This window comes from Aeromonas sp. s3, from assembly GCF_040907805.1.
Taxonomy (GTDB): Bacteria; Pseudomonadota; Gammaproteobacteria; order Enterobacterales; family Aeromonadaceae; genus Aeromonas; species Aeromonas dhakensis.
The window spans coordinates 100,471-122,620 of the sequence record NZ_JBFOCQ010000022.1 but is presented as its reverse complement, the minus strand read 5'-3'; the positions used below and the strand labels follow the sequence as shown (position 1 = coordinate 122,620).

Below are 22,150 nucleotides of genomic sequence, written 5' to 3'. Positions count from 1 at the left end.
TTGTTTTCGCTTTTCTTTCGGCGCTGGCTTCACGAGGAAGCGAGCTCATCAGGTTGGCGTGTTCTGCCGTGCTGGTGAGGGCGCATTATAGGGAGACGCGTCGCGATGACAAGGCTTTTTTTGAAGAAAGTCACGGAAATCTCAAATTATCCAATTAGAAACAGCTTACTCAGTGTATATATACAATGTTATCCACAACCCAATGATTTCAGACCCCTTTTATCATCATTTAAGTGGGTCTTCCTCCCGCAAGGGATGCCATACTGGAACGGATAATGTGTCCCGAATGGTCCATGGTAGCGCCCGGCTGGAAAGCTGGTTACCATGGAGGTGAATAGAGTGTTGCACCTTTTTTGCTTTCATTTACAAAAGGTCTTTAAAGATGAATTTATCCAAGTTTCCCGTTTATGTGCAGGCAGCCATCCTTGCCCTGGTGTTGGCACTGGTTGGTTATCTGGTTGCCCAGGCACTGCAATTTTCTTTGAAAGCCGAAGTGATTTTTGCTGTGGGTCTGGCCATCGGCGGTTTCGTGGTACCGCTGTTCCTCAACAACCGTGCGCCCGCCGGCGCCACTGAACAGGCCTCCAATCAGGAGACCTGCACCTTATATGTAGGCAACCTGCCATACCGGGCCAATGAGATAGCCGTGCGTGAACTGTTTGCCGAACAGGGCCAGGTGATCTCTGTCCGTCTGATGAAGGACAAGGCCACCGGCAAGCGCCGGGGATTTGGTTTCGTAGAGATGCCTGCTGCGGACGCCGCCAAGGCGATCGCCGCGCTCAACGACAAGGAGTATCAGCAGCGCACTCTCAAGGTGCGCGAAGCCAATGACAAGCGGGATAAAGATGAACGAGAAGGCAACGAGGTTGACGCCTGATCGGCAACCGATCGTTTGTTAAAACCTGACCTCTTCGAGTGATGACAGCCCCCAAGCTTGCAAGGGGGCTGTCAGTTTCTGGGTCTGGGCATCCAGCCTGGTACAATAGGCGCTCCCCCCGACATCTTCCATCCGCGTCGGTGTCGTGACCAAACCAGTCAACAGGTGAGCCACCCGTTTGGCAACCGCACTGCCGGAATCCACCAGTTGGCACGCAGGCATCAGCTGCCGTATCTCTTCATCCAGCAACGGGAAATGGGTACAGCCCAGCACCAGGGTATCCGGGTGTTCTTCCCCTTCCAGCCAGTCCGCCAGCACTTCCCGCAACAGCGCCATATTGACCGGCAGACCCGCCAGCTTGCGTTCAGCCTCGATGACCAGCTCGGTCGCCCCCTTGAGCAGCACCCGCTTGCCCGGCGCAAACTGGGCGATAAGCTCGTGGGTGTATTCACGGCTGACGGTACCCGGTGTCGCCAGCAGACCGATGCAACCGTTGCGGGTAAGCGCGGCCGCGGGCTTGATGGCAGGCACCACCCCTACCACGGGAATAGCCAGAGCCTCGCGCAGGGCAGGCAGCGCTATGGTGCTGGCGGTGTTGCAGGCGATCACCACCAGATCGATATGATGACGAGCCACCATGGTAGTGACCAGTCGGGTGCAGGCAGCAATCAGGGCAGGCTCGCTCAGCTCACCATAGGGGAAGTTGGCGTTGTCGAAGCAATAGAGATAGTTGTGTGCCGGCAATGCGCGGCGGATCTCGCGGTAGATGGTCAGCCCACCCATACCGGAGTCGAACACGAGAATATTGGCCACTTGAACTCCCCTTTGGTGCAAGTCGGCGATCATACTCCCGCCCACCGCCAATAGAAAAGGCCCCACCAATGGCGGGGCCCCTCATTTATACAATCACGGTCGGGATCAGAGTGAGTAGTCGACCGTCACGTAATAGGCACGCTCGTCGGCCGGGTAGCCCACCGCAGTCTGGTACTCCTTGTCCAGCAGGTTGTTGATCTTGCCGGAGACCTTCCAGGAAAGCGCGACCTGATAACCTACTGCCAGGTTCCAGACACTGTAGCCCCCCAGCTGGGTCGTGTTGGCCGCATCGCCATAGCGCTCGCCCTGATAGATCCAGCTCAGGGAGCCATCGAACTGCTGCCACTGTGCCTGGGTCACCCACTTGGCCCCCTTGCGGGAGATCAGCTGCAGCTGTTTGTCGGTCACCTTGTCCTTGGGATCCTTGTACTCGGCAGAGACCCGGTGGCTCAGCCAGCCGGTGCCAAATTCCCCTTCCAGCTCGACACCCTCGATCCGCGCCTTGCCAACGTTCTGAGGACTCCAGAGGCTGTTGGAATCACTCGGATTAGTGGGTGCCCACTGGATCATCTGCTCGAAGTCGTTGCGATAACCGGTTACACGCCACTCGACGCCGGCAGTCTGGCCATCGAGCATCAGCTCGCGGCTCTTCGACTCTTCCGGCTTCAAGTCAGGGTTGCCTGAGCTCGGGTAGTAAAGGTCATTAAAGGAGGGTGCGCGAAAGCCGGTGCCGTAACGGGCACTGAGGCGATAATCCTCCACGAAGCGCCAACCAGCCCCGGTCTGCCAGGTGTTGTGACGCCCAAACTGCTTGTTGTCGTCACTGCGACCGCTCAGCTCGGCCTGCCACGTCTGGTTGTCAAACTGGGCCAGAGCATAGAGCCCGGTGTTGTCGCGCTCGTCGGCATCGCTCGGGAAGGCGGTGCCGGAGGAGCGGGAACTGGCATCCAGCATGTCACGCTGCCAGTCGGCGCCGCTACCCAGGGTCCAGTTCTCGTCCAGCTTGACGTTGTTGACCCAGTTCAGGGTGTACTGACGGGTATAGAGCCGGTCAGTGGCCTGATCGCGGCCGCTGCTGTCCGGGTAGTCGTAGGCATCCTGTTTGGAGAAGGCACCGCGCAGTTCGCTCTGGTAACGCTCGTCGTGATAACGGGACCCCAGCTGGTAGCTCTGATTCTCGGTCCAGGTTTCGTTGCGCTGATGGTAGGCCGGGCCCCAGGCAGAAGCGGCGGACGATCGGTCGTACTGGGCAATGTTGCGGAACCAGCGGGTCGTGCCGAACAGATCCCAGTTGCCGGTCAGCGCATGCTGATAGTCCAGCATGGCGTTATAGCCCCGGTGACCGTGCTTGTCGCCATCGTTCACCCCTGCGATGGGGTGGACGTTGTAGCCGGTCTCGTCATCGAAGCTCCCGGCAACCTTGAGCTGGCCAGCTTCACCGATCTGGCTGGCGCTGCTGAAGGCGGCCTGGCGCTGTTTGTGAGAGCCGGCACCGACATTGAATTTGTGCTTGTTGGTCGCGGGATCGGGACGGGTGATGATGTTGATCACCCCGCCGATGGCATCCGAACCATAGATAGTGGCACGCGCACCGCGGATATATTCGATACGCTCCACCTGGTTGAGCGGCAGGTTGTTGAGCTCCGTCATCCCGGCGGTCAGAGAGGCGCTACGCACCCCGTCCACCAGCACCAGGGTCTGGGAAGAAGTGCCGCCACGCACCCGCAGCGAGCTCAGCTGGCCACGGCCGCCATTGCTCACCACTTCCACGCCGGGCAGGGTCTTGACCACATCGGTCACGGTCTGGGCTTGCAGACGGTCGATCTCGTCACGGGTCACCACGTTGACGGGAGCCAGCACACTGGAGGCAGGTTGGGCGACACGGGTGGCGGTCACCACCATGGTGGGGTTGACGGGGATGGTCAGTGGCTGGGCAAAGGCCGCCGTTGGCAACAGGGCAGCCGCCAATAATTTCTTGGACATGAGAGATCCTTAAGTTCGCGTAAGCATCTACTTCGTGGCCGGTTTCTCTCGGCCCGAAATACGAACTTTGGCAGGTCTTCGGGCTGGGGGGCTGATGGCCTACGGCGACGGCTTCCCACCCGATGGCAGTGCCCTGATGTCGCTTCGTTCCCCCTTACCGCTGCGCGCCAGCTCCGGATTTTCACCGGATTCCCTATTAAGCATGATGCGCCAAAGCGCAGGGATTATAGGCAGAGCAGAGGTGGATGTATAGCCATCCAGATTTCTATTTCTTGCCACCCAATGCCGCCAATCGCTGCTTCGCCCCTGCCATCACCGCCTGCACACCGGGATGGGAGAGGTGGCGACCGGCCGACACCAGATAGTAGGAGAGCGTCACTTCGGTCAGGGTTGCAATCCGTTCGACACCATAAAGCCGCGCTATCTCCTCGGCCATGGCCAGCGGCGCCGGGAAGATCCCCATCCCCGCCTTGCCAAACGACTTCATCAGGGTGGAGTCATCAAACTGGCCGACCAGATGAGGATGAATGCCCTGCTGACGATACCAGGCCAGCAGGCTGTCATGGGTTGCCGACTTCTCTCCGGGGATCAGCAGGGGCAAGCCTTCGAGGGAAGCAGGAAAACCCTGCCGTGCCCGGGCAGCCAGCTCGGGGCTGGCAAACAGCGCCAGCGGGCTGCGCCCCAGCTCGTGGTTGTAGCCGCGCACCCCGCTATCGGGGGGAAGCGGGCGATCGATCAGCACCATGTCCAGCTTGTGGCTGGCCAGCTCGCTGAACAGCTGTTCCGCCCGCTCTTCATGGCACACCAGGCGCAGCGGGGTGGCCAGCGCCATGGCAGGCGCCAGCAGCTCGAACGCCAGGGTACGGGGGACTGAGTCGGCGATCCCCACCTGCATGGTCAGCTCCTGGCTGGCATGGCGCAGGGTATGCTCGAGATCGGCGCCGAGCGAGAAGATGGCGCCGGCCTGCTCGAGCGCCTGGCGACCGGCGGCGGTCAGGGCAAGCCGCCGCCCCACCCGGTTGAACAGCGCCACCCCGAGGGAGAGCTCAAGCTCGGCCACCTGACCGCTGACGGTCTGCGGCGTGAGGTGCAACTGTTCGGCGGCCCGCGTCACACTACCGCTGCGTGCCACGTGCCAGAAGTAATAGAGCTGTTTGTAGTTGAGCATCGGGCCCCTTATCAGTTTCTACCGAACAATCATCAATCAAAATCTGATTTTATCGAAACATCTTGCACTCTAGCATGCAACCACCCTGTGAATTGCCTCCTGCGAACTCCCATGCTGGATGTTGTTGTACTCTTTTTCCTGTTTGGCCTGCTGGCCGGTCTGGTGCGCTCCGAGCTCAAGCTGCCGCCCGCGCTCTACGATACTCTCTCCCTCTTTCTGCTGCTGGCCATCGGCCTCAAGGGCGGCGTCGGCCTGGCGCAACAATCCCTGCAACCCTTATTACCGCAACTGGCGCTGGTGATCCTGCTCGGCATGCTGCAGACCCTGGCCGGGTTCGCCGTGCTACGCCTCAAGATGAACCGGGTCGATGCCGCCGCCACTGCCGCCCACTACGGCTCGGTCAGCGTGGCAACCTTTGCTGTCGGGGTGAACTGGCTCACCGAGCGCGGCATCAACTTCGAATCCCAGCTCTCCATCTTCCTGGCGGTGATGGAGATCCCCGCCATCCTGGTTGGCATCGTACTGGCCCAGGGAGTGAGCCGGCAGACCCGCTGGCGCCGACTGGCCCATGAAACCTTCCTCGGCAAGGGGGTCACCCTGCTGCTGGGCGGCATGGCCATCGGTTATCTCGCCGGTCCCGACGGGATTGCCCCGCTCAAGCCCCTGTTTGTCGACCTGTTCAAGGGGGCGCTGGCGCTGTTCCTGCTGGAGATGGGCCTCATCGTCGCCCGCCAGTGCCAGGACCTGCGCCGTCACGGTCTGTTCCTGCTCGGCTTCTCCCTGCTGATGCCGCTCGCCTCGGCTGGCCTCGGCCTGGTGATCGGCCAGCTGATGGGGCTCTCCCTGGGTGGCCTGACCCTGCTGGCCACCCTGGCGGCCAGCGCCTCCTATATCGCCGTGCCGGCCACCATGCGCATCGCCGTGCCTCAGGCCAATCCGGGCCTGTCGCTCAGCGCCGTGCTGGGGGTCACCTTCCCGTTCAACATCATGCTGGGGATCCCGCTTTACCACAGCTGGGCCCGCCACTTCACGGAGTAGCCACATGCAGACCGAGATCCGCACCCTGCTCACCGTCATCACGGAAGCGAACCTGGAACCCACCCTGCTGCGCACCCTCACCCGCGAGGGGCTGCGTGGCTACACCATCACGGATGCCAGAGGGCGCGGCGACCACGGTGAGCGCAACGCCAGCTGGAGCGAGAGCGGCAACATCCGGCTGGAAGCGATCTGCAGCCGCGAACAGGCGGAACGCCTGCTCGCCCACCTGCAGAGTCGCTACTACCCCGACTATGCCATGGTCGCCTTTTTGCAACCGGTCGAAATCGTCCGACCCGAAAAATTCTGAGCCGGCTTGCCGGCTCTTTTTGCCAACCAGAGACAAACGTTTGACTGCAAGGAGTCATAGCCATGAACACCCCTCCCCTGATCGGCCTGGTAATGGGATCCGACTCCGACTGGCCCGTGATGCAGGCCGCTGCCCGCATCCTCAAGGAGCATGGCGTCCCTTACGAGGCGCGCGTGGTCTCGGCCCACCGCACCCCGGATCTGCTGTTCGAATATGCCGCCAGCGCCCGTGAGCGTGGCCTGCGCGCCATCATCGCCGGGGCTGGCGGCGCCGCCCATCTGCCTGGCATGGTGGCCGCCAAGACCACCCTTCCGGTGCTGGGTGTGCCCATCCCGACCCGCCAGCTCAAGGGGATGGACTCCCTGCTCTCCATCGTGCAGATGCCCAAGGGGGTGCCGGTCGCCACCTTCGCCATCGGCGAGGCGGGGGCCGCCAACGCCGGCCTGTTCGCGGTCTCCCTGCTCTCCGTTGCGCAAGACGGCGATGCCCCCCGCTATCAGCAGCAGCTCGACGGTTTTCGCGCCAACGAACGCGACCGGGTGCTGGCCCTCACCCTGGAGGACCCGGCATGATACTGCCACCCGCCACCCTCGGCATGCTGGGGGGCGGCCAGCTCGGCCGCTACTTCGTGATGGCCGCCCACCGCCTCGGCTACAAGGTGGTGGTGCTGGATCCCGACCCTGCCAGCATCGCCGGCGCCGCTGCCGATCACCATATTGTTGCCGCCTATGACGACCCGACGGCACTGCACGATCTGGCCAGCCGCTGCGCCGCCGTCACCTGCGAGTTCGAGAACGTGCCGGCCACCGCCCTGGCCCTGCTGGAGCAGTACAAGCCGGTACGCCCGGCCGCCGGTGCCGTGCGCATCTGTCAGGATCGCCGCGAAGAGAAGGCCTTCCTGAGCAGAGCCGGCATCCCGGTCGCCCCCAACCAGACCCTGCAGCCGGGCGAGCCGCTGCCCGAGCTGCCGGACGACCTCTTCCCCGCCATCCTCAAGACCGCCCGCGAGGGGTACGACGGCAAAGGCCAGTGGACCATTCAGGCCGCCGACCAGCTGCCGGCCGCACTGGCCGCCAGCGGCGTCCCCTGCGTGCTGGAGAAGCGCCTGCCGCTGGAAGGGGAGTTTGCCCTGACCCTGGCCCGCAGCCCGAGCGGTGCCATCGGTGCCCTGCCGCTGGTGCAGAACTGGCACAGCGGCGGCATTCTGGACCAAACCCGCTCCCCGGCCAACGTACCAGCGCTGGAGGCCGACGCCAGACGTATCGCCGAACAGCTGATCGCCGCCCTCGACTACGTCGGCGTGCTGACGGTGGAGTTCTTCCTGGTGGCAGGCAAACTGCTGGTCAACGAGCTGGCACCCCGCCCCCACAACTCGGGCCACCCCAGCCTCGACAACGCCGAGTGCAGCCAGTTCGAGCTGCAGGTGCGCGCCCTGTGCGATCTGCCGCTGCCCGCCCGGATCGCCGCGCGCCCCGCCATGTTGCTCAACCTGCTGGGGGATCTCTGGCAAAACGGCACGCCTGACTGGGCCGCCCTGCTGGTACTGCCCGGCGTGCATCTGCACCTCTACGGCAAGGGAGAGCCCCGCCCCGGCCGCAAGATGGGCCATGTCACCATCACCGCCGCCGACTGGCCAACGGTGGAAGAGACCTGCCAGCGGGTGCGCCAGCTGTTGGGGCTGCCGCTACGCTGAGCCATGAGCCGCGCACAAAAAAAGACCCGGGCCAGGCCCGGGTCTTTTCATTGCTTGCTGCGGTAAGAAGGTGATCAGGCCCGCTCCACCGATACCGGCGCCGGCAGGCGGATGGTGAGGGAGAGCACCAGCGCCACCACCAGCAACACCAGGATCAGGTTGAAGGTCGCCATGAAGCCGCCGAACAGGGAGGCGACGATGGAGCCGATGATGCTGCCCAGACCAAAGCCCAGATAGATGACGCCGTAGTTCTTGGTCAGGTTGTTGAGACCGAAGAAGTCGCTCACCAGGGAGGGGTAGACGGTGATGGTGCCACCGAAGCTGAACGCCACGCAGGCCACCGCCACGAAGAAGAGGTTGGCGTTGAGCGGCACGAACAGCAGCAGCGCCATGCCCGCCAGGGTAATCAGCTGGGCGATGGTGATGACCCGGATGCGGGACATCTTGTCGGAGAGGATGCCCAGCACCAGCCGGCCACCCAGGTTGGCCATGGCGATGATGGCGACGGCGTTGGCGGCGACCACGGCCGGCAGGCCCACCATGTTCTCGCCGATGTCCTTGGCCACGCCGATGACGTAGAGACCGCTCATGCAGGCGGTGAGGAACATCAGCGCCAGCATCCAGTACTGCGGCTTGCGCATCGCCTCGGCCAGGGTGAAGTCGCGGCTCTCGCTCTGCTGCACGGCGGTGGCCTGCTTGGGCGCATCCTTCATCAGCATGCCGCCCACCAGTACCATGGACATGGCGATCAGCCCCCACAGCTGGAAGGTGGTCTCCAGGCCGTTGCTGGAGAGCAGCAGCAGGTTGATGTACTTGAAGCCCAGGCTACCGAGGCCATAAGCACCGATGGAACAGGCGGAGATCAGTCCCTTGCGCTCCGGGAACCACTTCACGCAGTTGGAGAGGGTCATCAGGTAGCCGGTACCGTCGGCAAAACCGACCAGGATGCCGGCGCAGAGGTAGAGCATCGCCAGGTTGCTGGCGTGGGCGGTGAGGAAGAAGCCGATGCCGAGCAGCACGCCGGCACCCAGGGTGACGTTGCGCACCCCGAACCGCTCCTGCAGCTTGCCCGCCAGGGAGGAGGCCACCGCCAGCGAGAGGCTGAGCAGGCCGAAGGCGAAGGCAACCTGGCTGACCGGCTCGTCCAGCTTGTCGGAGAGCTGGGCGTTGAACAGGCTCCAGGTGTAAACGGATCCCAGCGCGAACTGGGTGATGATGGTCCCCAACAGGGTGAGGTAGCGGGTGCGATTCATCTCTTTGGTCATGATGCGTCTCGGTCAATGGCCTTAAGGAAACTGGGGCCACTATAGGCAAGACGCCACTCCCGCCGACCGATTAAGGCATGAAATGCAGAGCGGCGGGAATGAATGACAATCAGAGCCGCATCAGCTGACGGAACGCCTTGATGTTGCTGCGGCTGACCGGCACCTCGAACGGCAGATCATGGAGCCGGATGAGATAGGTGCTGTTGAACCAGGGCACTATCTCGCGGATCTTGTTGATGTTGACACAGTAGGAGCGATGGCAGCGGAAGAAGCCCTCCGCCGGCAATCGGCTGACGAACTCGCTGAGGGTCATGGTCATCACGTAACGGTCATCGCGGGTGTAGACATAGGTGAGCTTCTCGTCGGCTTCCGCGTAATAGATCTGCTCGCAGGGGGTGACAATGATGCGCTCCCCCTTCACCAGATTGACGGTGCGATTGTGTGGCGTGCCCGGCTCGCTCCCCTGCCCCGTCTGCGACTTGCCCGCCAGCTCGAGCTTTTGCAGCAGGCTGATGAGGCGCGGCTCGTTGTAGGGTTTGAGGATGTAGTCGAACGCCTCCAGCTCGAACGCCTCCACCGCAAACTCCTTGTAGGCGGTAACGAAGACGATGTGGGGCGGATGGCTCGACTTGTGCAGATTCTTGGCCAGCAGCAGGCCGTCGATGGAGGGGATCTGGATATCCAGAAACACCACGTCCACCTCGTGATCCTGCAGGTATTTGAACGCCTCCAGCCCATCCTCGAAGCTCGCCACTATCTCGATCTGGCTGTGCTGATTCACCAGATAGATGAGCTCCTCGCGGGCCAGGTATTCATCTTCCACTATGATGGCTTTCAGCATGGCATCGACTCCTGATCCGGCAGATAGAAACTCACTTCGGTACCCGGCTCCAGCCGCTTGAGGTGCAGGCCATCGCCATAGAGCAGCTTGACCCGCTGATGCACGTTCATCAGGCCGATGCTGCGGCTCTCCACCCGCCCGGCGGCAACCCCGTCGATCACCTCCTGGCTGATGCCGTAACCCGTATCCCGCACCGCTACCCGAATGCCGCCCGCCAGCTGTTTCACCTCGATGGTGACCCTGCCCGGCGCACTGCGGGGCTGGATGCCGTGCAGGATGGCGTTTTCCACCAACGGCTGCAACAGCAGGCTCGGCACCTGGATATGCACGTCGTCCACCTCGAACACCACCTCCAGCTTGTCGCCGAAGCGGGCCTGCTCGATGGCCACGTAGTCGCGCACCTGCTGCAGCTCCTCCTGGATGTCGATGAGGGTGTCCCCCTTGTTGAGGTTGTAGCGCAGGTAATCCGCCAGATTGGCAATGAGCTGGCGTGCCTGCTGGGGACGGATGCGGATCAGCGACGAGATGGCATTGAGGGCGTTGAACAGGAAGTGGGGGTTGATCTTGCTCTGCAGCGCGGTGAACTCCGCCTTGCGGGTCATCTCCTTGAGCTGCTCGATGCGCGACACCTCCATCTGGGTGGAGATGAGCTGGGAGAGACCCACCGCCATCTCCTTGAGGGAGCTGGTGATGCTGTGGGTGCGGCGATAGTAGATCTTGAGGGTGCCGCTGACGGCGCCGTTTTCCCGCAGCGGAATAATGATGACCGAGTGGAAATCGGAGAGGTGATACTGGCGCAGATCGTTGTTGATGATGATCTGGTCCAGCAGCACCGCTCTGTGGGTCATGTCGCTGATGGCGTGGTGCTCGTCCAGCTCGTAGTAATCCTTGCCCACCCCCACATAGGCCAGCACGTCGCGGGTATCGGTGATGGCCACCGCATCGGCGCTGATCTCGCTGCGAATGATGCCGCACACCTGGCTCAGGGAGTGGCGATCGATGTTCTGGAAAAACGGCAACGTCTTGTTGGCGATGTCGAGCGCCAGCTTGGCCTGCTTGGCGGCAATCAGCTCCTTCTCGTCGTCCAGGTCCTGCACCAGCTTGATGATGAGCCCGATACAGAGCGCACCGGCGATCATCGGGTAGGCAATATGACTGACTATCTCCACACCTACCGCATGGGGCTCGGTCAGTTGCCAGATAAGCAGCATGGTCAGCCCCTCGCAGGCCATCCCCGCCAGGATGCCATAGAGCCAGAGCCGCGACTTGCGACAGCGCAGGTGCAGCCAGGTGGCGAGCAGGCCGGCGATGATGCTGGCGATGAGACAGGGAATGGATGTGTGGCCATCCATGTCGATGAGGTAGCGGTGCAACCCCGAGATGACCCCGGCCGGAATGCCGACCCAGGGGCCGAACAGGATGCCGCCCGAGATGATGGCGATGATCCGCACGTTGATGAGGGCCCCCTCCACCGGAATGCCGGTGTAGGTGCTGAACACCGCAAACAGGCAGAAGATGGCCGCCACCAGCACCAGCTCGGCCGGGGTGTGGTCCCGCTTCTGGAACAGCCGCTGGAACGGCCGGGTACGGGTCAGGAAGAACAAGGTCATCAACATCAGCGCCGCCCGTTCGAACACCGCCAACAACATCATCTGATTTTCGAGCATGAGACCATCCGACCGATTGCAACCAGGGAACACAACTGAATTATCTCTCGCCATGACACGTGGAAGGCAAGCATGAGGGACTGATCCCCTCATGATAAAGCGCAGTAGTTTACCCCAGCCGACCGGATAGGGAAGGCCGCGACTCCCCCGGACGGGTGTGGCCCCTTGTCGGGGTCAGGATGACAGCGTGGCCAGCCTGGCGGCGAAGCCCATGAAGAAGAGGCCGATGAGGCCGTTGCCGAGTCTGGCGAGGCGTACCTTGCGCGCAAAGAAGCGCGCCATCAGGGTGCCGCCGAAGATCAGCAGGGTCAGATAGACGAAGCTCATGGCCTCCAGCATGCTCGCCAGCACCAGGTAGGAGAGCCAGGTGTGGGCGTAGTTGAAGTCGACAAACTGCACGAAGAAGGAGACGTAGAACAGGATCGCCTTGGGGTTGGTGAGGCTTAAGGTGAGCGCCTTGGAGAAGTAGCGCTCGCCATGCTCAACCACGGGCGCCTGCCCTTCCCGCCTGGCGATAAAGTTGGCATGCAGGATCTTCACCCCGAGATAGAGCAGATAGAGGGCCCCCAGATAGCGCACCAGGGTAAACAGCAGCGGGGTGGTGCGAATGAGGGAGGCGATGCCCAGATAGGCGCAGAAGATCAGGATGGCGTCGCCGACGAAGACCCCGAGGGCCGCCTGGTAGCCCGGGCCGACGCCGCGGCTCGCCCCGGTACGCAGTACATAAATCGAGTTGGGCCCCGGCGCTATGATGATGAAGAAGAGCCCCACCAGATAGGTCCAGACATTGATGACACCCAGGCTCTCAAACATGGCGCGCCCCTCTGGACTTGGAAAAGAGCCCGCTCAGGCAGGTCCAGACGTTGATGACTCCCAGGCTCTCAAACATGATCCCTCCATGGCGGGTGGCGACCCACATAATGCGACGACGAGGTTTCTATACTAATCCTCCGCCCGCCGAGCACAAGCACCGAGCAATGATCCGTTCGTCTCTGGGCAACCCATCCCCGCACTCACCACTTTGTGGTGTCCAGACGCGTCGGGATCAGGCATGTTAAGCCATATCCAGATTCACAGAACCCGCCCCCATGGAAAAGAGCCTCAGTACCGATCAACCACTCGCCGCTGCTGCCGCGCACGATGCCTTGAATCGCACCAGCTATCCGGTGATCGCCGCCATCAGCTTCTCGCACCTGCTGAACGACATGATGCAGTCGGTGTTGCTGGCCATCTATCCGCTGCTCAAGCTCGGCCTCAACCTGTCGTTCGCCCAGATCGGCCTCATCACCCTCACCTACCAGTTCACCGGCTCGCTGTTGCAGCCGCTGATCGGCCTCTACACCGACCGCCGGCCCATGCCATATTCATTGCCGTTCGGCATGGGATTTACGATGATCGGGTTGCTGTCGTTGTCGCAGGCGGCCAGCTTCGGCTCCGTGCTGTTGTCGGCCATGCTGATCGGTATCGGCTCGTCGGTGTTCCACCCGGAATCTTCCCGGGTCGCCCGCATGGCGGCCGGCAGTCAGCCCGGGCTGGCGCAGTCGCTGTTCCAGATCGGCGGCAACCTGGGGTCGGCCATAGGCCCGCTGCTCGCGGCGCTGATCATAGTGCCACGGGGCCAGGGCAGCGCGGCCTGGTTCTCGCTGTTCGCCCTGGCCGGCGTCATCGTGCTCAGCCTGGTCGGACGCTGGTCCAGCCACCACGCCGCCAACTTCCACAAACGGATGAAGGCGCACCTTGGTCACGGTCTGAGTCGCCGTCAGATAGGCTGGTCGCTGATCATCCTCGGCCTGCTGATGTTCTCCAAATTCTTCTACATGGCCAGTCTCAGCAGCTATTACACCTTCTACCTGATGGACAAGTTCAGCCTGTCGCTGGACAGCGCCCAGCTCTACCTGTTCGCCTTCCTGTTTGCCGTCGCGGCAGGTACCGTGCTCGGCGGGCCGATCGGCGATCGCATCGGCCGCAAGCGGGTGATCTGGATCTCCATCCTCGGCGTCGCCCCCTTCACCCTGCTGCTGCCCCATGTCGACCTGTTCTGGACCTCGGTGCTCTCGGTCATCATCGGCCTGATTCTGGCCTCGGCCTTCTCTGCCATCCTGGTCTACGCCCAGGAGCTGGTGCCCGGCAAGGTCGGCACCATCTCCGGCCTGTTCTTCGGTATCGCCTTCGGCATGGGGGGCATAGGGGCGGCTCTGCTCGGCCAGCTGGCGGATGCCACCAGCATCGAAACCGTCTACCAGGTCTGCGCCTATCTGCCGCTCATCGGCCTGCTGACCGTGTTCTTGCCAACCCTTAGAAAGGGATAGCGGGCCACCCCGCGAGGAATGCAACCCATAAAAAACGCGGCCTGAGCGGCCGCGTATGACGTGGATGAGAGCAAGGGGTAGTCAGCAGTACTGGCCAGCCACCCAGCCGGAGGACCAGGCCCACTGGAAGTTGTAGCCACCGAGCCAGCCGGTCACGTCCACCACCTCGCCGATGAAGTAGAGGCCGGCCACCTTGCGCGCCTCCATGGTCTTGGAGGAGAGTTCGTTGGTATCCACCCCCCCTAAGGTCACTTCGGCGGTGCGATAGCCCTCGGTGCCGTTGGGCAGGATCTGCCAATCCCCCAGCAGGGTGGCCACCGCCTCCAGCTCCCGCTCGTTGTACTGGCGCATCGGCTTGCTGACCAGCTGGCCCAACTCCACCAGCTTGTCGACGAAGCGCTTGGGCAGCTCGCGCCCCAGCACGGTTTTCAGCTCCTGCGCCGGATGGGCCTGGGCCCACTCCCTGAGGGTGGCGGCGATATCGAGCTCCGGCAGCAGGTTGATGTGGATCTTCTCCCCCGCCAGCCAGAAGGAGGAGATCTGCAGGATGGCCGGGCCGGAGAGGCCGCGATGGGTGAACAACATGGCCTCCTTGAAACAGGTGCCATCCTCGGCGGTCACCGCCACCGGCAGGCTGACCCCGGCCAGATCGGCGAAGGCCTCTTTATCTGCCTGATGCAGGGTGAAGGGCACCAGCCCGGCACGGGTCGGCAGCACCTTGAGGCCGAACTGCTCCGCCAGCTTGAAGCCGTAGGGGGTGGCACCGAGCTTCGGCATGGAGAGGCCGCCGGTGGCCACCACCAGCGAGTGGCAGGTTATCTCACCCTGACTGGTGGTCAGCACGAAAACCTCGTCGTTCTTGCTGACGGTGAGGATCTCGGTCTGGAACTGCAGGGCCACGCCGGCCCAGTCGCACTCGGTCAGCAGGATGTCGACGATCTCCTTGGCGCTCTCGTCACAAAAGAGCTGGCCCAGGGTCTTCTCGTGATAGTTCAGGCCGTGCCGGTCCACCAGCTCGATGAAATCCTGCTGGGTGTAGCGCGCCAGCGCCGACTTGCAGAAGTGGGGGTTGGCCGAGAGAAAGGCGTGGGGGCCGGCCTGATGGTTGGTGAAGTTGCAGCGGCCGCCGCCACTGATGAGGATCTTGCGGCCCGGCTTCTTGGCATTGTCGAGCACCAGCACGGAGCGGCCCCGATAACCGGCCTGGGCCGCACACATCAAACCGGCCGCCCCGGCGCCGATCACCACCACATCAAACTGCTTCATCATCACTCACTCATCCAAAGAAAAACGGCCCCTGTTCAAACGAGAGACCGTCATTGTACCCGGCAGACACCAGCCCAGCGGTTGCAGGAGATTTGCAACAGAAAACGGCCCCAGTTAAGAGGGGCCGTCATTGTACTGGCTGAACACTAAGTGTCCACGACTATCAGGCGTTGCCATCCATGATGCTGGCCGGGGCGCCCTTGGCCAGCTCGGCCAGCTCCTTGTCGATGAAGTAGAGGCCCTTGCCGTCTTCACCCACCAGGCTCAGACGATCGACGATGCTCTTGAACAGCTTCTCCTCTTCATGCTGCTCGGCCACGTACCACTGCAGGAAGTTGAAGGTGGAGTAGTCCTGGGTGGTGAACGCCACGTGAGCCAGGCCGTTGATGCACTTGGTGATGTGGTATTCGTGTTCGAGGGTGGTGCGGAAGATGTCGCCCAGGGACTTGAACTCGTGGGGAGGGGCATCGATGGCACCCAGCAGTGGCATGGCACCGGTCTCGCTCACGTAGGTGAACAGGCGCTCCATGTGCTGACGCTCCTCAACGGCGTGCTGGCGCAGGAAGGTGGCCGCCCCCTCGAAGCCCTTGTCCTCGCACCAGGCGCTCATCTGCAGGTAGAGGTTGGAGGAATAGAATTCAAGATTAATCTGCTCGTTCAACTTCTCGATCATGGCTTTGGCCAACATGATGATTCTCCACTGTGATTTGGTCACGATTGTCGCCACAGTTGCTGCCCGACGCAACCAGATAGCGCAGCCGAAGATCCCAGTTGTGACAGCTTTTCGCCTCATCCTATCCCCCATACGGTTATAGAGAAGCAAAGAAACATGGTGTAAGCGGATTCAGCCATTATGATGGCGCCAGTGGTCGGGGAAAGGATTCAATGAGATTCATAATGGCACTGGCACTGCTCTGGATGACCCAGTTGCAGGCAGCTCCCTCCTTGCTGAAAGAGGCTGAATTGCAGGCGGCGCGCGATCCCGTCGGCTATCTGCAGCGCCTCGACGCCAGTCCCCAGCAGGATATGGAACTGTTCTACGCCAGGTCCCTGGCCCAGGCCGCGCTGGGGCGCTATCCACAAGCCCTGCTCGACAACGCCCGGGCCCGCGGGCTGGCCAGCGCCCAGCAGGAGACCCTGCGCCTGCTCGACTTTCGCTTGCAGCAGATCGCCCTCACCCTGGATACCGAGGCACCGGATCAGGCGCTCACCCTGCTGGAGCAGCTCAGACCCGCCGTCGCTGGCCATCCGCAACAGACCTCGGAGTGGCACGCCCTGAACGGGCTCGCCCTCTACCGCACCCAGCAACTGAGCCCGGCCATCGCCGAACTCAAGACCGCCTTTCGCCTCAAACAATCGGTACCGGACTCCCCCATCGCCAGCTTGCAGTGTGCCCGCCTGCTGATGACCCTCGGCAACCTCTATGCCGATCTGAACCTGGCGCGGGAAGCCGAAGGCTACTATCTGGAGGCGCTGCAACGCATGGTGCAGCTGGGCGAGCCCAACAGCCAGATCATCATTCGCGCCAACATGGCGCGGCTCTACATCGATACCGATCGACCCACCCAGGCCAGGCGGCTGCTGGACAACCTGCTCAGCAACCCGGATCTGGCGCCGGATTACCGAGCCATCATCCTCGGCTATCAGGCCATGGCGCTCAACGCCCAGCACGACTGGGCCGGCGCCCTGCGCACCCTGGACGAGGCACAGGCGTTGTATCGGCAGCTGGGCTACCCGGAAGCCGGCACGCGCCTGCAGGAGACCCGGGCCCGGGCGCTGCAGGGTAGCGGCGAGAAACAGCTGGCGCTGCAGGTGCTGACCAGCCAGAGGAGCACGGGAGCCGCCAGCAAGGCGCTGCAGGCCAGCCTGCTGGCGGATCAGGGGCGCTACCCGGAGGCCTACCAGGCACTCAGCGAATACGTGAGCGACTACAAGCAGCACTTCAACCAGACCCTGAGCCAGCATGCCGCCGCCTTCCAGGCCGAGATGGATCTGGCCCGCAGCGAGGCCAGCAACCGGGTGCTGCAGCAGGAGAACGAGAACAAGCGCCAGCAGCTGCTGCATCAGCAGAGTGCCCGCCACTACCAGCTGATGCTGGTCGGCCTGCTGGCCGGGGCCCTGCTGCTGCTCGGGCTCACCACCCATCGACTGCACCGCAGCTCACGCCACCTCTACAAGCTGGCCACCTTCGATCAGCTGACCGAGTTGCCCAATCGCCGTGCCCTGCTGGAGCGGCTGGCCAGCCGCTGGCAGCAGGAGGGGCCGCTCACCCTGATCATCATCGACATCGATCACTTCAAGCAGATCAACGACCGTCACGGCCATCAGGCAGGGGACAGGGCTATTCAGCGGCTGGCGCGGGAGCTGAGATCCTGGGCGCCCGACCTGCAACTGGTGGGGCGCTGGGGTGGCGAGGAGTTTCTGGTAGCGGTGCCGCTGCCGGCGGCGGATTGCTGGTATCTGGCGGAGCAACTGCGCCAGCGCATCGGCCAGATCGAACAGCCACGCATGACCATCAGCATCGGAGTGGCCGGCCGCTCGGCCACCGATGACGGGCTGGGCCAGCTCATCCACCGGGCCGACATGGCCATGTATCAGGCCAAACGCCAGGGCCGCAACCAGACCATACTGGCCGCGGAGCCTGGCAGCCCCGAAGAACCGGAGGCACTGGCCAGCAGCGTGGCCTGAGCCGCAACCTCCCCTGACTCAGGGCAGCAGCTCGGTGAGGGAGGCGACATCCACCGGCTCGCCATAGTCCACCCCCGCCAGCTCGAAGCCGTTGAGCTGCATGAAGTCCTGCCGCAGCCCGGCAAAATCCCCCAGCGCGTGGAAGTTGTCCGGCGTCACCTTGGACCAGAGCGCCGAGACGGCGGCCTGCACGGCCGGGTCGAGCTCGTGGTCATCCATCCGGATCAGCCGGTTGCCATCAGCCACCACCCCTTGCGGGCCGTACATCTTGCCGGCGAACAGCCGCTGCATCTGCTCGATGCAGCCTTCGTGCACCCCGCGCTCCTTCATCACCCCCATCAACAAGCCCAGATAGACAGGCAGCACCGGAATATAGGCGCTCGCCTTGGTCACCAGCGCCTTGCAGACCGACACCCAGGCGTGGCCACCGATCTCCGCCAGCTGCAGGTTGATGGTCTCGGCGGTGGCGTGCAGGTGCTCCTTGGCATAGCCGATGGTGCCGTCCCGATAGAGGGGGTAGGTCGATTCGGGGCCGATATAGGAGTAGGCCACCGTCTGGGCGCCGGGCGCCAGGCAATCCGCCTGCTGCAGCGCCTGCAGCCAGAGCTGCCAATCCTCGCCCCCCATCACGCTGACGGTGTCGCGGATCTCCTCCGGGGTGGCCGGGTCCAGCGACTGCTGCACCAGGGTGTCCTGTTCCAGATCCAGCCCCCAGCCGCGAAAGGGCTGCCCGGTGGTCTTGAGCACGGAGCGCACCTGAGTACCGTCAGGCAGTACCCGGATGCCGCTCGCCAGCGAGTAGATCACCAGATCCACCTGCCCGAGCTGCTGGCGGATGACGTCGATGGCCTGCTGACGCATCTGGTCTGAGAAAGCGTCACCGATCAGGTTGATGGCCACGCGGCCAGCCTGTTCCGCCTCCGTGCGAAACCAGATGTTGTTGTACCAGCCGGCGCTGCCCAGCCCCTTGTCGGAGGGGCCGCGCTCGAACGACACGCCAATGGTGTCGGCGCCGGCCCCGAAGGCCAGGGCGATGCGCGACGCCAGCCCGAAGCCGGACGAAGCGCCCAGCACCAGCACCCGTTTCGGCCCGTTGAACGGGCCCGCCGCCCGGATCCGCGCGATCTGCTGCAGCACGGCGGCGCGGCAGCCGATGGGGTGACAGTTGCGGGCGACGCAGCCCTGGATTTGTGGATGAATGATCATCAAGGAGTCTCCGGGAAAGGAACACGACAGCAGGAACGGCCGTGGGACGCAGCGGCGCGCCACGGTTTGCCAAGGGAACTGGCTACAGCATAACCAAGCGGGGCGGGATTACCTTGATGTCGGGCGGAATATCGGCGGGAAGAGGGCAGAAAAACAAAAGGGAGCGCGAGGCTCCCCAAAGCGGTATTCAGATGCTTTTTGTTGTTTTGTGTTCATTGCGAAACACGGGCACATCCTATGCCTGTCACCGGCTACGGGCAAGCCGGCGGGTGTGACCTGCTTCAAACTCCTGTTCGATTTATCGCCAGTTTATTGCCCATCATCGACAGCAAGCTCCATAGGAAACTCTTTTAAATCCCAAAACTGTGCCGGGGACACCATTTTAGTTTCAGCAGACATTGGTATAGTGGACTCAGGATCAGTGAGGAGAACTCCCATGAATGGAACCTATTACAAACACATACTGGCCGCGATCGACCTGTCGGAAGACAACCGCAAGGTGATCGAGAAGGCGGTCGACCGGGCCCGCTCCAACGGCGCCAAGCTGTCGGTGATCCATGTCGATGTGGACCTCAAGGATCTCTACACCGAGATGATCGATATCGACATCGACAACGTGCAGGACCAGGTGATCGCCGAGGCGAAAGAGAAGCTGGAAGCCTTCCTGGCGTCGGTGGACTACCCCATCGAGAAGAAGCTGGTGATCTGCGGCGATTTGAGCGAGCGGGTCAACCAGGCGGTCAGGGATTATCAGATAGACCTGCTGGTGTGCGGCCACCGTCAGAGCTTCTGGAGCCTGCTCACGTCGAGCGCGCGTCAGCTGATGAATACCGTGCCCTGCGATCTGCTGGTCGTCCCCTTGCAGAAGTGATCAAACAGGCGTAGTTTGATTTGCCATGAATATGACCTCATTCAATCACAACTACTGGTGGTGCTGCTCTTAAACAGGCGGCACTGCTTTTCTATGTAAAATTTCCCAAAGAAAACACCGTGACCGCCGAGAGGCGGTCATTGTTTTCATCCCTTTGTCGCCTCCCGGCTCACCCAACTGGAGAGAGTGACATGCACAACCCCGTTATCCTGACCGGCGACCGTCCCACCGGCAAACTGCACATCGGCCACTACGTCGGCTCGCTGCGCCAGCGCGTGGCCGCCCAGCACAATTACCGCCAGTTCGTGATGATCGCCGATCTGCAGGCGCTGACCGACAACGGCCACAACCCGGCCAAGGTGACCGACCACGTGCTGGAGGTGATGGCCGACTACCTGGCCGCCGGCCTCGACCCGGCCAAGACCACCTTCTGCCTGCAGAGCGCCCTGTCCGCCCTCGCCGAGCTGACGACCTATTACCTCAACCTGGTCAGCGTCGCCCGGCTGGAGCGCAACCCCACCGTCAAGGCGGAGATCCAGCAGAAAGGGTTCGAGCGCAGCCTGCCGGCCGGTTTCCTGATCTATCCGGTCAGCCAGGCCGCCGACATCACCGCCTTTCGTGCCACCCATGTGCCGGTGGGCGAGGATCAGCTGCCGATGCTGGAGCAGACCAACGAGATCGTTCGCCGCTTCAACTCTCTGGTGGGCAAAGAGGTGCTGACCGAGTGCCAGCCCATTCTGAGCGACACCGGCCGCCTGCCCGGCATCGACGGCAAGGCCAAGATGTCCAAGTCTCTCGGCAACACCATAGAGCTCGGCATGTCGAGCGACGAGATCAAGCAGGCGGTGTTCGCCATGTATACCGACCCCAATCACCTCAAGGTGAGCGATCCGGGTCAGGTGGAGGGCAATACGGTGTTCGCCTATCTGGATGCCTTCCACCCCGACAAGGCACTGGTGGCCGAGATGAAGGCCCACTACCAGCGCGGCGGGCTGGGGGACATGCGCTGCAAGCAGGTGCTCAACGACTGCCTGCAGACCCTGCTCGCCCCGATGCGGGAACGGCGCGAGGCGGCCATCGCCGACAAGCGCCAGCTGCTGCGCCTGTTGCAGCAGGGCACCGAGCAGGCGCGCGCCCTGACCGACGAGGTGCTGGCCGAGGTGAAGGGAGCGATGGGGCTCGACTACTTCGCCGGATTGAACTGATCCGCCCCGCGCTGCGCCGGGCTGCCGAGCGCATCCGCGCCGTAGCGCTCGAACGCCAGCCGGTGCAACAGCCCCTTGAACCAGCCGATCGCCTCGTCGTGAGCGGTGAGCGGGTGGCCCGCCATCAGATAGACGATGGGGATGGCGGGGTCCAGCTGGTGCAGCCGCAGCGGATAGTAGCGGCAGAAGTGGCGCCCGATCATCTCGGGCACCACCACCAAATAGCGGCCGGTGGCCATCAGCGGCGGCACCGCCATAAAGCTCGGCAGGCGGACACCCAATTCCCGCTCCACCCCGAAGCGGGCCAGCCAGAGATCCACCATGGCCTGGCTGTGACCCCAGCTGGAGGTGTGGATATGGGGCCGGCTGACCAGATCGTCCGGCCCCAGCACGTCCGGCAGCTCACTGCCAAGGGGCGACAGACAGACCAGCGGGTTGTTGAACCAGGGTTCGCGCCACAGCCGGGGCGAGAGGTGGTTGGCATCGGCGAAGCCGATCACCAGATCCAGCTCCCCCTTCTCCAGCTCCCGCTCGTAGTCGCTATTGGCCAGCTCGCACACCTCCAGCCGGCAGTGAGGGGCATGCCGGTGCAACCGCTCCACCAGCGCCGGCACCAGGCCGTGTTCCACCGAACCCGGGGTGGCGATGCGAAAGATCCGCCGCGCACTGGCGGGATCGAACCCCTTGGCCTGCCGCAACCCCTGCTCCAGCATGGCCAGCGCCTGGCGCACCGGGCCAGCCAGCGCCTTGGCGCGCTCGGTCGGCATCATCTCGCGCCGGCTCATCACGAACAGGGGATCGTCCAGCGCCGTACGCAGCCGCCCCAGCGCATGACTGACGGTGGACTGGGAGAGGTGCAGCCGCTCGGCGGCACGGGTGACGTTGCGCTCCTGCATCAACATGTCGAACACGGTGAGCAGGTTGAGGTCTAGGCGGGAAAGGGGCAGTTCCAT

Annotated in this window: 20 protein-coding genes and 1 riboswitch; of the genes, 9 read left to right on the top strand and 11 right to left on the bottom strand. The window is 63.0% G+C overall.

Annotated features, from left to right (window positions below; genetic code table 11):
* The first annotated feature begins 382 nt into the window (after nucleotides 1-382).
* Nucleotides 383-877, top strand: coding sequence for an RNA-binding protein (locus tag AB5Y98_RS12360; protein ID WP_005306971.1), 495 nt, complete (start codon nucleotides 383-385; stop codon nucleotides 875-877).
* An 18-nt stretch (nucleotides 878-895) separates the two neighbouring features.
* Here the strand turns inward: AB5Y98_RS12360 and murI are convergent, their stop codons facing one another.
* From murI to AB5Y98_RS12345, 3 genes are all read right to left on the bottom strand, one after another.
* Nucleotides 896-1,690 carry a glutamate racemase gene (gene murI, locus AB5Y98_RS12355; protein WP_005306974.1) on the bottom strand — a complete coding sequence of 265 codons (795 nt, stop codon included), beginning with the start codon at nucleotides 1,688-1,690 and terminating at the stop codon, nucleotides 896-898.
* 105 nt (nucleotides 1,691-1,795) lie between these two features.
* Nucleotides 1,796-3,673, bottom strand: a complete 1,878-nt coding sequence (locus AB5Y98_RS12350; protein WP_368231990.1) for a TonB-dependent receptor — start codon at nucleotides 3,671-3,673, stop codon at nucleotides 1,796-1,798.
* A 51-nt stretch (nucleotides 3,674-3,724) separates the two neighbouring features.
* A riboswitch (cobalamin riboswitch) is annotated at nucleotides 3,725-3,903 on the bottom strand.
* Nucleotides 3,904-3,938: 35 nt separating this feature from the next.
* Nucleotides 3,939-4,841 (bottom strand): LysR family transcriptional regulator, encoded by a 903-nt coding sequence (locus tag AB5Y98_RS12345; RefSeq protein WP_010635666.1) that lies wholly within the window; start codon nucleotides 4,839-4,841, stop codon nucleotides 3,939-3,941.
* Between the two features lie 111 nt (nucleotides 4,842-4,952).
* On the opposite strand from AB5Y98_RS12345, the gene AB5Y98_RS12340 reads away from it, so the two are divergent.
* From AB5Y98_RS12340 to AB5Y98_RS12325, 4 genes are all read left to right on the top strand, one after another.
* Nucleotides 4,953-5,879: a sodium-dependent bicarbonate transport family permease gene (locus tag AB5Y98_RS12340; RefSeq protein WP_368231989.1), complete on the top strand. Its 927-nt coding sequence runs from the start codon at nucleotides 4,953-4,955 to the stop codon at nucleotides 5,877-5,879.
* A gap of 4 nt (nucleotides 5,880-5,883) precedes the next feature.
* Nucleotides 5,884-6,186, top strand: a complete 303-nt coding sequence (locus AB5Y98_RS12335; RefSeq protein ID WP_005306985.1) for a hypothetical protein — start codon at nucleotides 5,884-5,886, stop codon at nucleotides 6,184-6,186.
* A 62-nt stretch (nucleotides 6,187-6,248) separates the two neighbouring features.
* Nucleotides 6,249-6,758: a 5-(carboxyamino)imidazole ribonucleotide mutase gene (purE, locus tag AB5Y98_RS12330; protein WP_005306988.1), complete on the top strand. Its 510-nt coding sequence runs from the start codon at nucleotides 6,249-6,251 to the stop codon at nucleotides 6,756-6,758.
* Nucleotides 6,755-7,879 (top strand): 5-(carboxyamino)imidazole ribonucleotide synthase, encoded by a 1,125-nt coding sequence (locus AB5Y98_RS12325; protein ID WP_368231988.1) that lies wholly within the window; start codon nucleotides 6,755-6,757, stop codon nucleotides 7,877-7,879. The genes purE and AB5Y98_RS12325 overlap by 4 nt, the downstream gene beginning before the upstream one ends.
* A gap of 74 nt (nucleotides 7,880-7,953) precedes the next feature.
* Here AB5Y98_RS12325 and AB5Y98_RS12320 read toward each other — a convergent pair whose 3' ends face one another.
* The 4 genes from AB5Y98_RS12320 to leuE form a co-directional block, all read right to left on the bottom strand.
* Nucleotides 7,954-9,144 (bottom strand): MFS transporter, encoded by a 1,191-nt coding sequence (locus tag AB5Y98_RS12320; RefSeq protein WP_042051584.1) that lies wholly within the window; start codon nucleotides 9,142-9,144, stop codon nucleotides 7,954-7,956.
* Between the two features lie 109 nt (nucleotides 9,145-9,253).
* The gene (locus AB5Y98_RS12315) at nucleotides 9,254-9,985 is read right to left on the bottom strand and encodes a LytTR family DNA-binding domain-containing protein (RefSeq protein WP_017785110.1); all 732 of its coding nucleotides are present in this window, start codon (nucleotides 9,983-9,985) and stop codon (nucleotides 9,254-9,256) included.
* Complete coding sequence (locus AB5Y98_RS12310; RefSeq protein WP_368231987.1) at nucleotides 9,979-11,652, bottom strand: LytS/YhcK type 5TM receptor domain-containing protein; 1,674 nt, start codon at nucleotides 11,650-11,652, stop codon at nucleotides 9,979-9,981. The genes AB5Y98_RS12315 and AB5Y98_RS12310 overlap by 7 nt, the downstream gene beginning before the upstream one ends.
* Nucleotides 11,653-11,826: 174 nt before the next feature.
* Nucleotides 11,827-12,465 (bottom strand): leucine efflux protein LeuE, encoded by a 639-nt coding sequence (leuE, locus tag AB5Y98_RS12305; protein ID WP_024942362.1) that lies wholly within the window; start codon nucleotides 12,463-12,465, stop codon nucleotides 11,827-11,829.
* Nucleotides 12,466-12,740: 275 nt separating this feature from the next.
* Between leuE and AB5Y98_RS12300 the strand changes: the two genes are divergently transcribed.
* The gene (locus AB5Y98_RS12300) at nucleotides 12,741-13,961 is read left to right on the top strand and encodes an MFS transporter (protein WP_368231986.1); all 1,221 of its coding nucleotides are present in this window, start codon (nucleotides 12,741-12,743) and stop codon (nucleotides 13,959-13,961) included.
* An 81-nt stretch (nucleotides 13,962-14,042) separates the two neighbouring features.
* Here AB5Y98_RS12300 and AB5Y98_RS12295 read toward each other — a convergent pair whose 3' ends face one another.
* Together AB5Y98_RS12295 and ftnA are read right to left on the bottom strand one after the other, a co-directional pair.
* A complete protein-coding gene (locus AB5Y98_RS12295) occupies nucleotides 14,043-15,227 on the bottom strand; it encodes an NAD(P)/FAD-dependent oxidoreductase (protein WP_025202473.1) in 1,185 nt (394 codons plus the stop codon).
* A gap of 163 nt (nucleotides 15,228-15,390) precedes the next feature.
* The gene (gene ftnA, locus AB5Y98_RS12290) at nucleotides 15,391-15,915 is read right to left on the bottom strand and encodes a non-heme ferritin (RefSeq protein ID WP_005307011.1); all 525 of its coding nucleotides are present in this window, start codon (nucleotides 15,913-15,915) and stop codon (nucleotides 15,391-15,393) included.
* A 209-nt stretch (nucleotides 15,916-16,124) separates the two neighbouring features.
* On the opposite strand from ftnA, the gene AB5Y98_RS12285 reads away from it, so the two are divergent.
* A complete protein-coding gene (locus AB5Y98_RS12285) occupies nucleotides 16,125-17,915 on the top strand; it encodes a diguanylate cyclase (protein WP_368231985.1) in 1,791 nt (596 codons plus the stop codon).
* Nucleotides 17,916-17,933: 18 nt separating this feature from the next.
* On the opposite strand, the gene fabV is transcribed toward AB5Y98_RS12285, so the two are convergent.
* Nucleotides 17,934-19,121 carry an enoyl-ACP reductase FabV gene (gene fabV, locus AB5Y98_RS12280; protein ID WP_005307017.1) on the bottom strand — a complete coding sequence of 396 codons (1,188 nt, stop codon included), beginning with the start codon at nucleotides 19,119-19,121 and terminating at the stop codon, nucleotides 17,934-17,936.
* Nucleotides 19,122-19,557: 436 nt separating this feature from the next.
* Here fabV and AB5Y98_RS12275 point away from each other — a divergent pair, with 436 nt between their 5' ends.
* Complete coding sequence (locus tag AB5Y98_RS12275) at nucleotides 19,558-19,992, top strand: universal stress protein (RefSeq protein WP_010635648.1); 435 nt, start codon at nucleotides 19,558-19,560, stop codon at nucleotides 19,990-19,992.
* A 191-nt stretch (nucleotides 19,993-20,183) separates the two neighbouring features.
* Nucleotides 20,184-21,197, top strand: coding sequence for a tryptophan--tRNA ligase (gene trpS / locus AB5Y98_RS12270; RefSeq protein ID WP_368231984.1), 1,014 nt, complete (start codon nucleotides 20,184-20,186; stop codon nucleotides 21,195-21,197).
* Here the strand turns inward: trpS and AB5Y98_RS12265 are convergent.
* Entirely contained in the window at nucleotides 21,176-22,150 is a 975-nt protein-coding gene (locus tag AB5Y98_RS12265) for a LysR family transcriptional regulator (protein WP_095591711.1), read from the bottom strand. The two genes, trpS and AB5Y98_RS12265, sit on opposite strands and share 22 nt — an antisense overlap.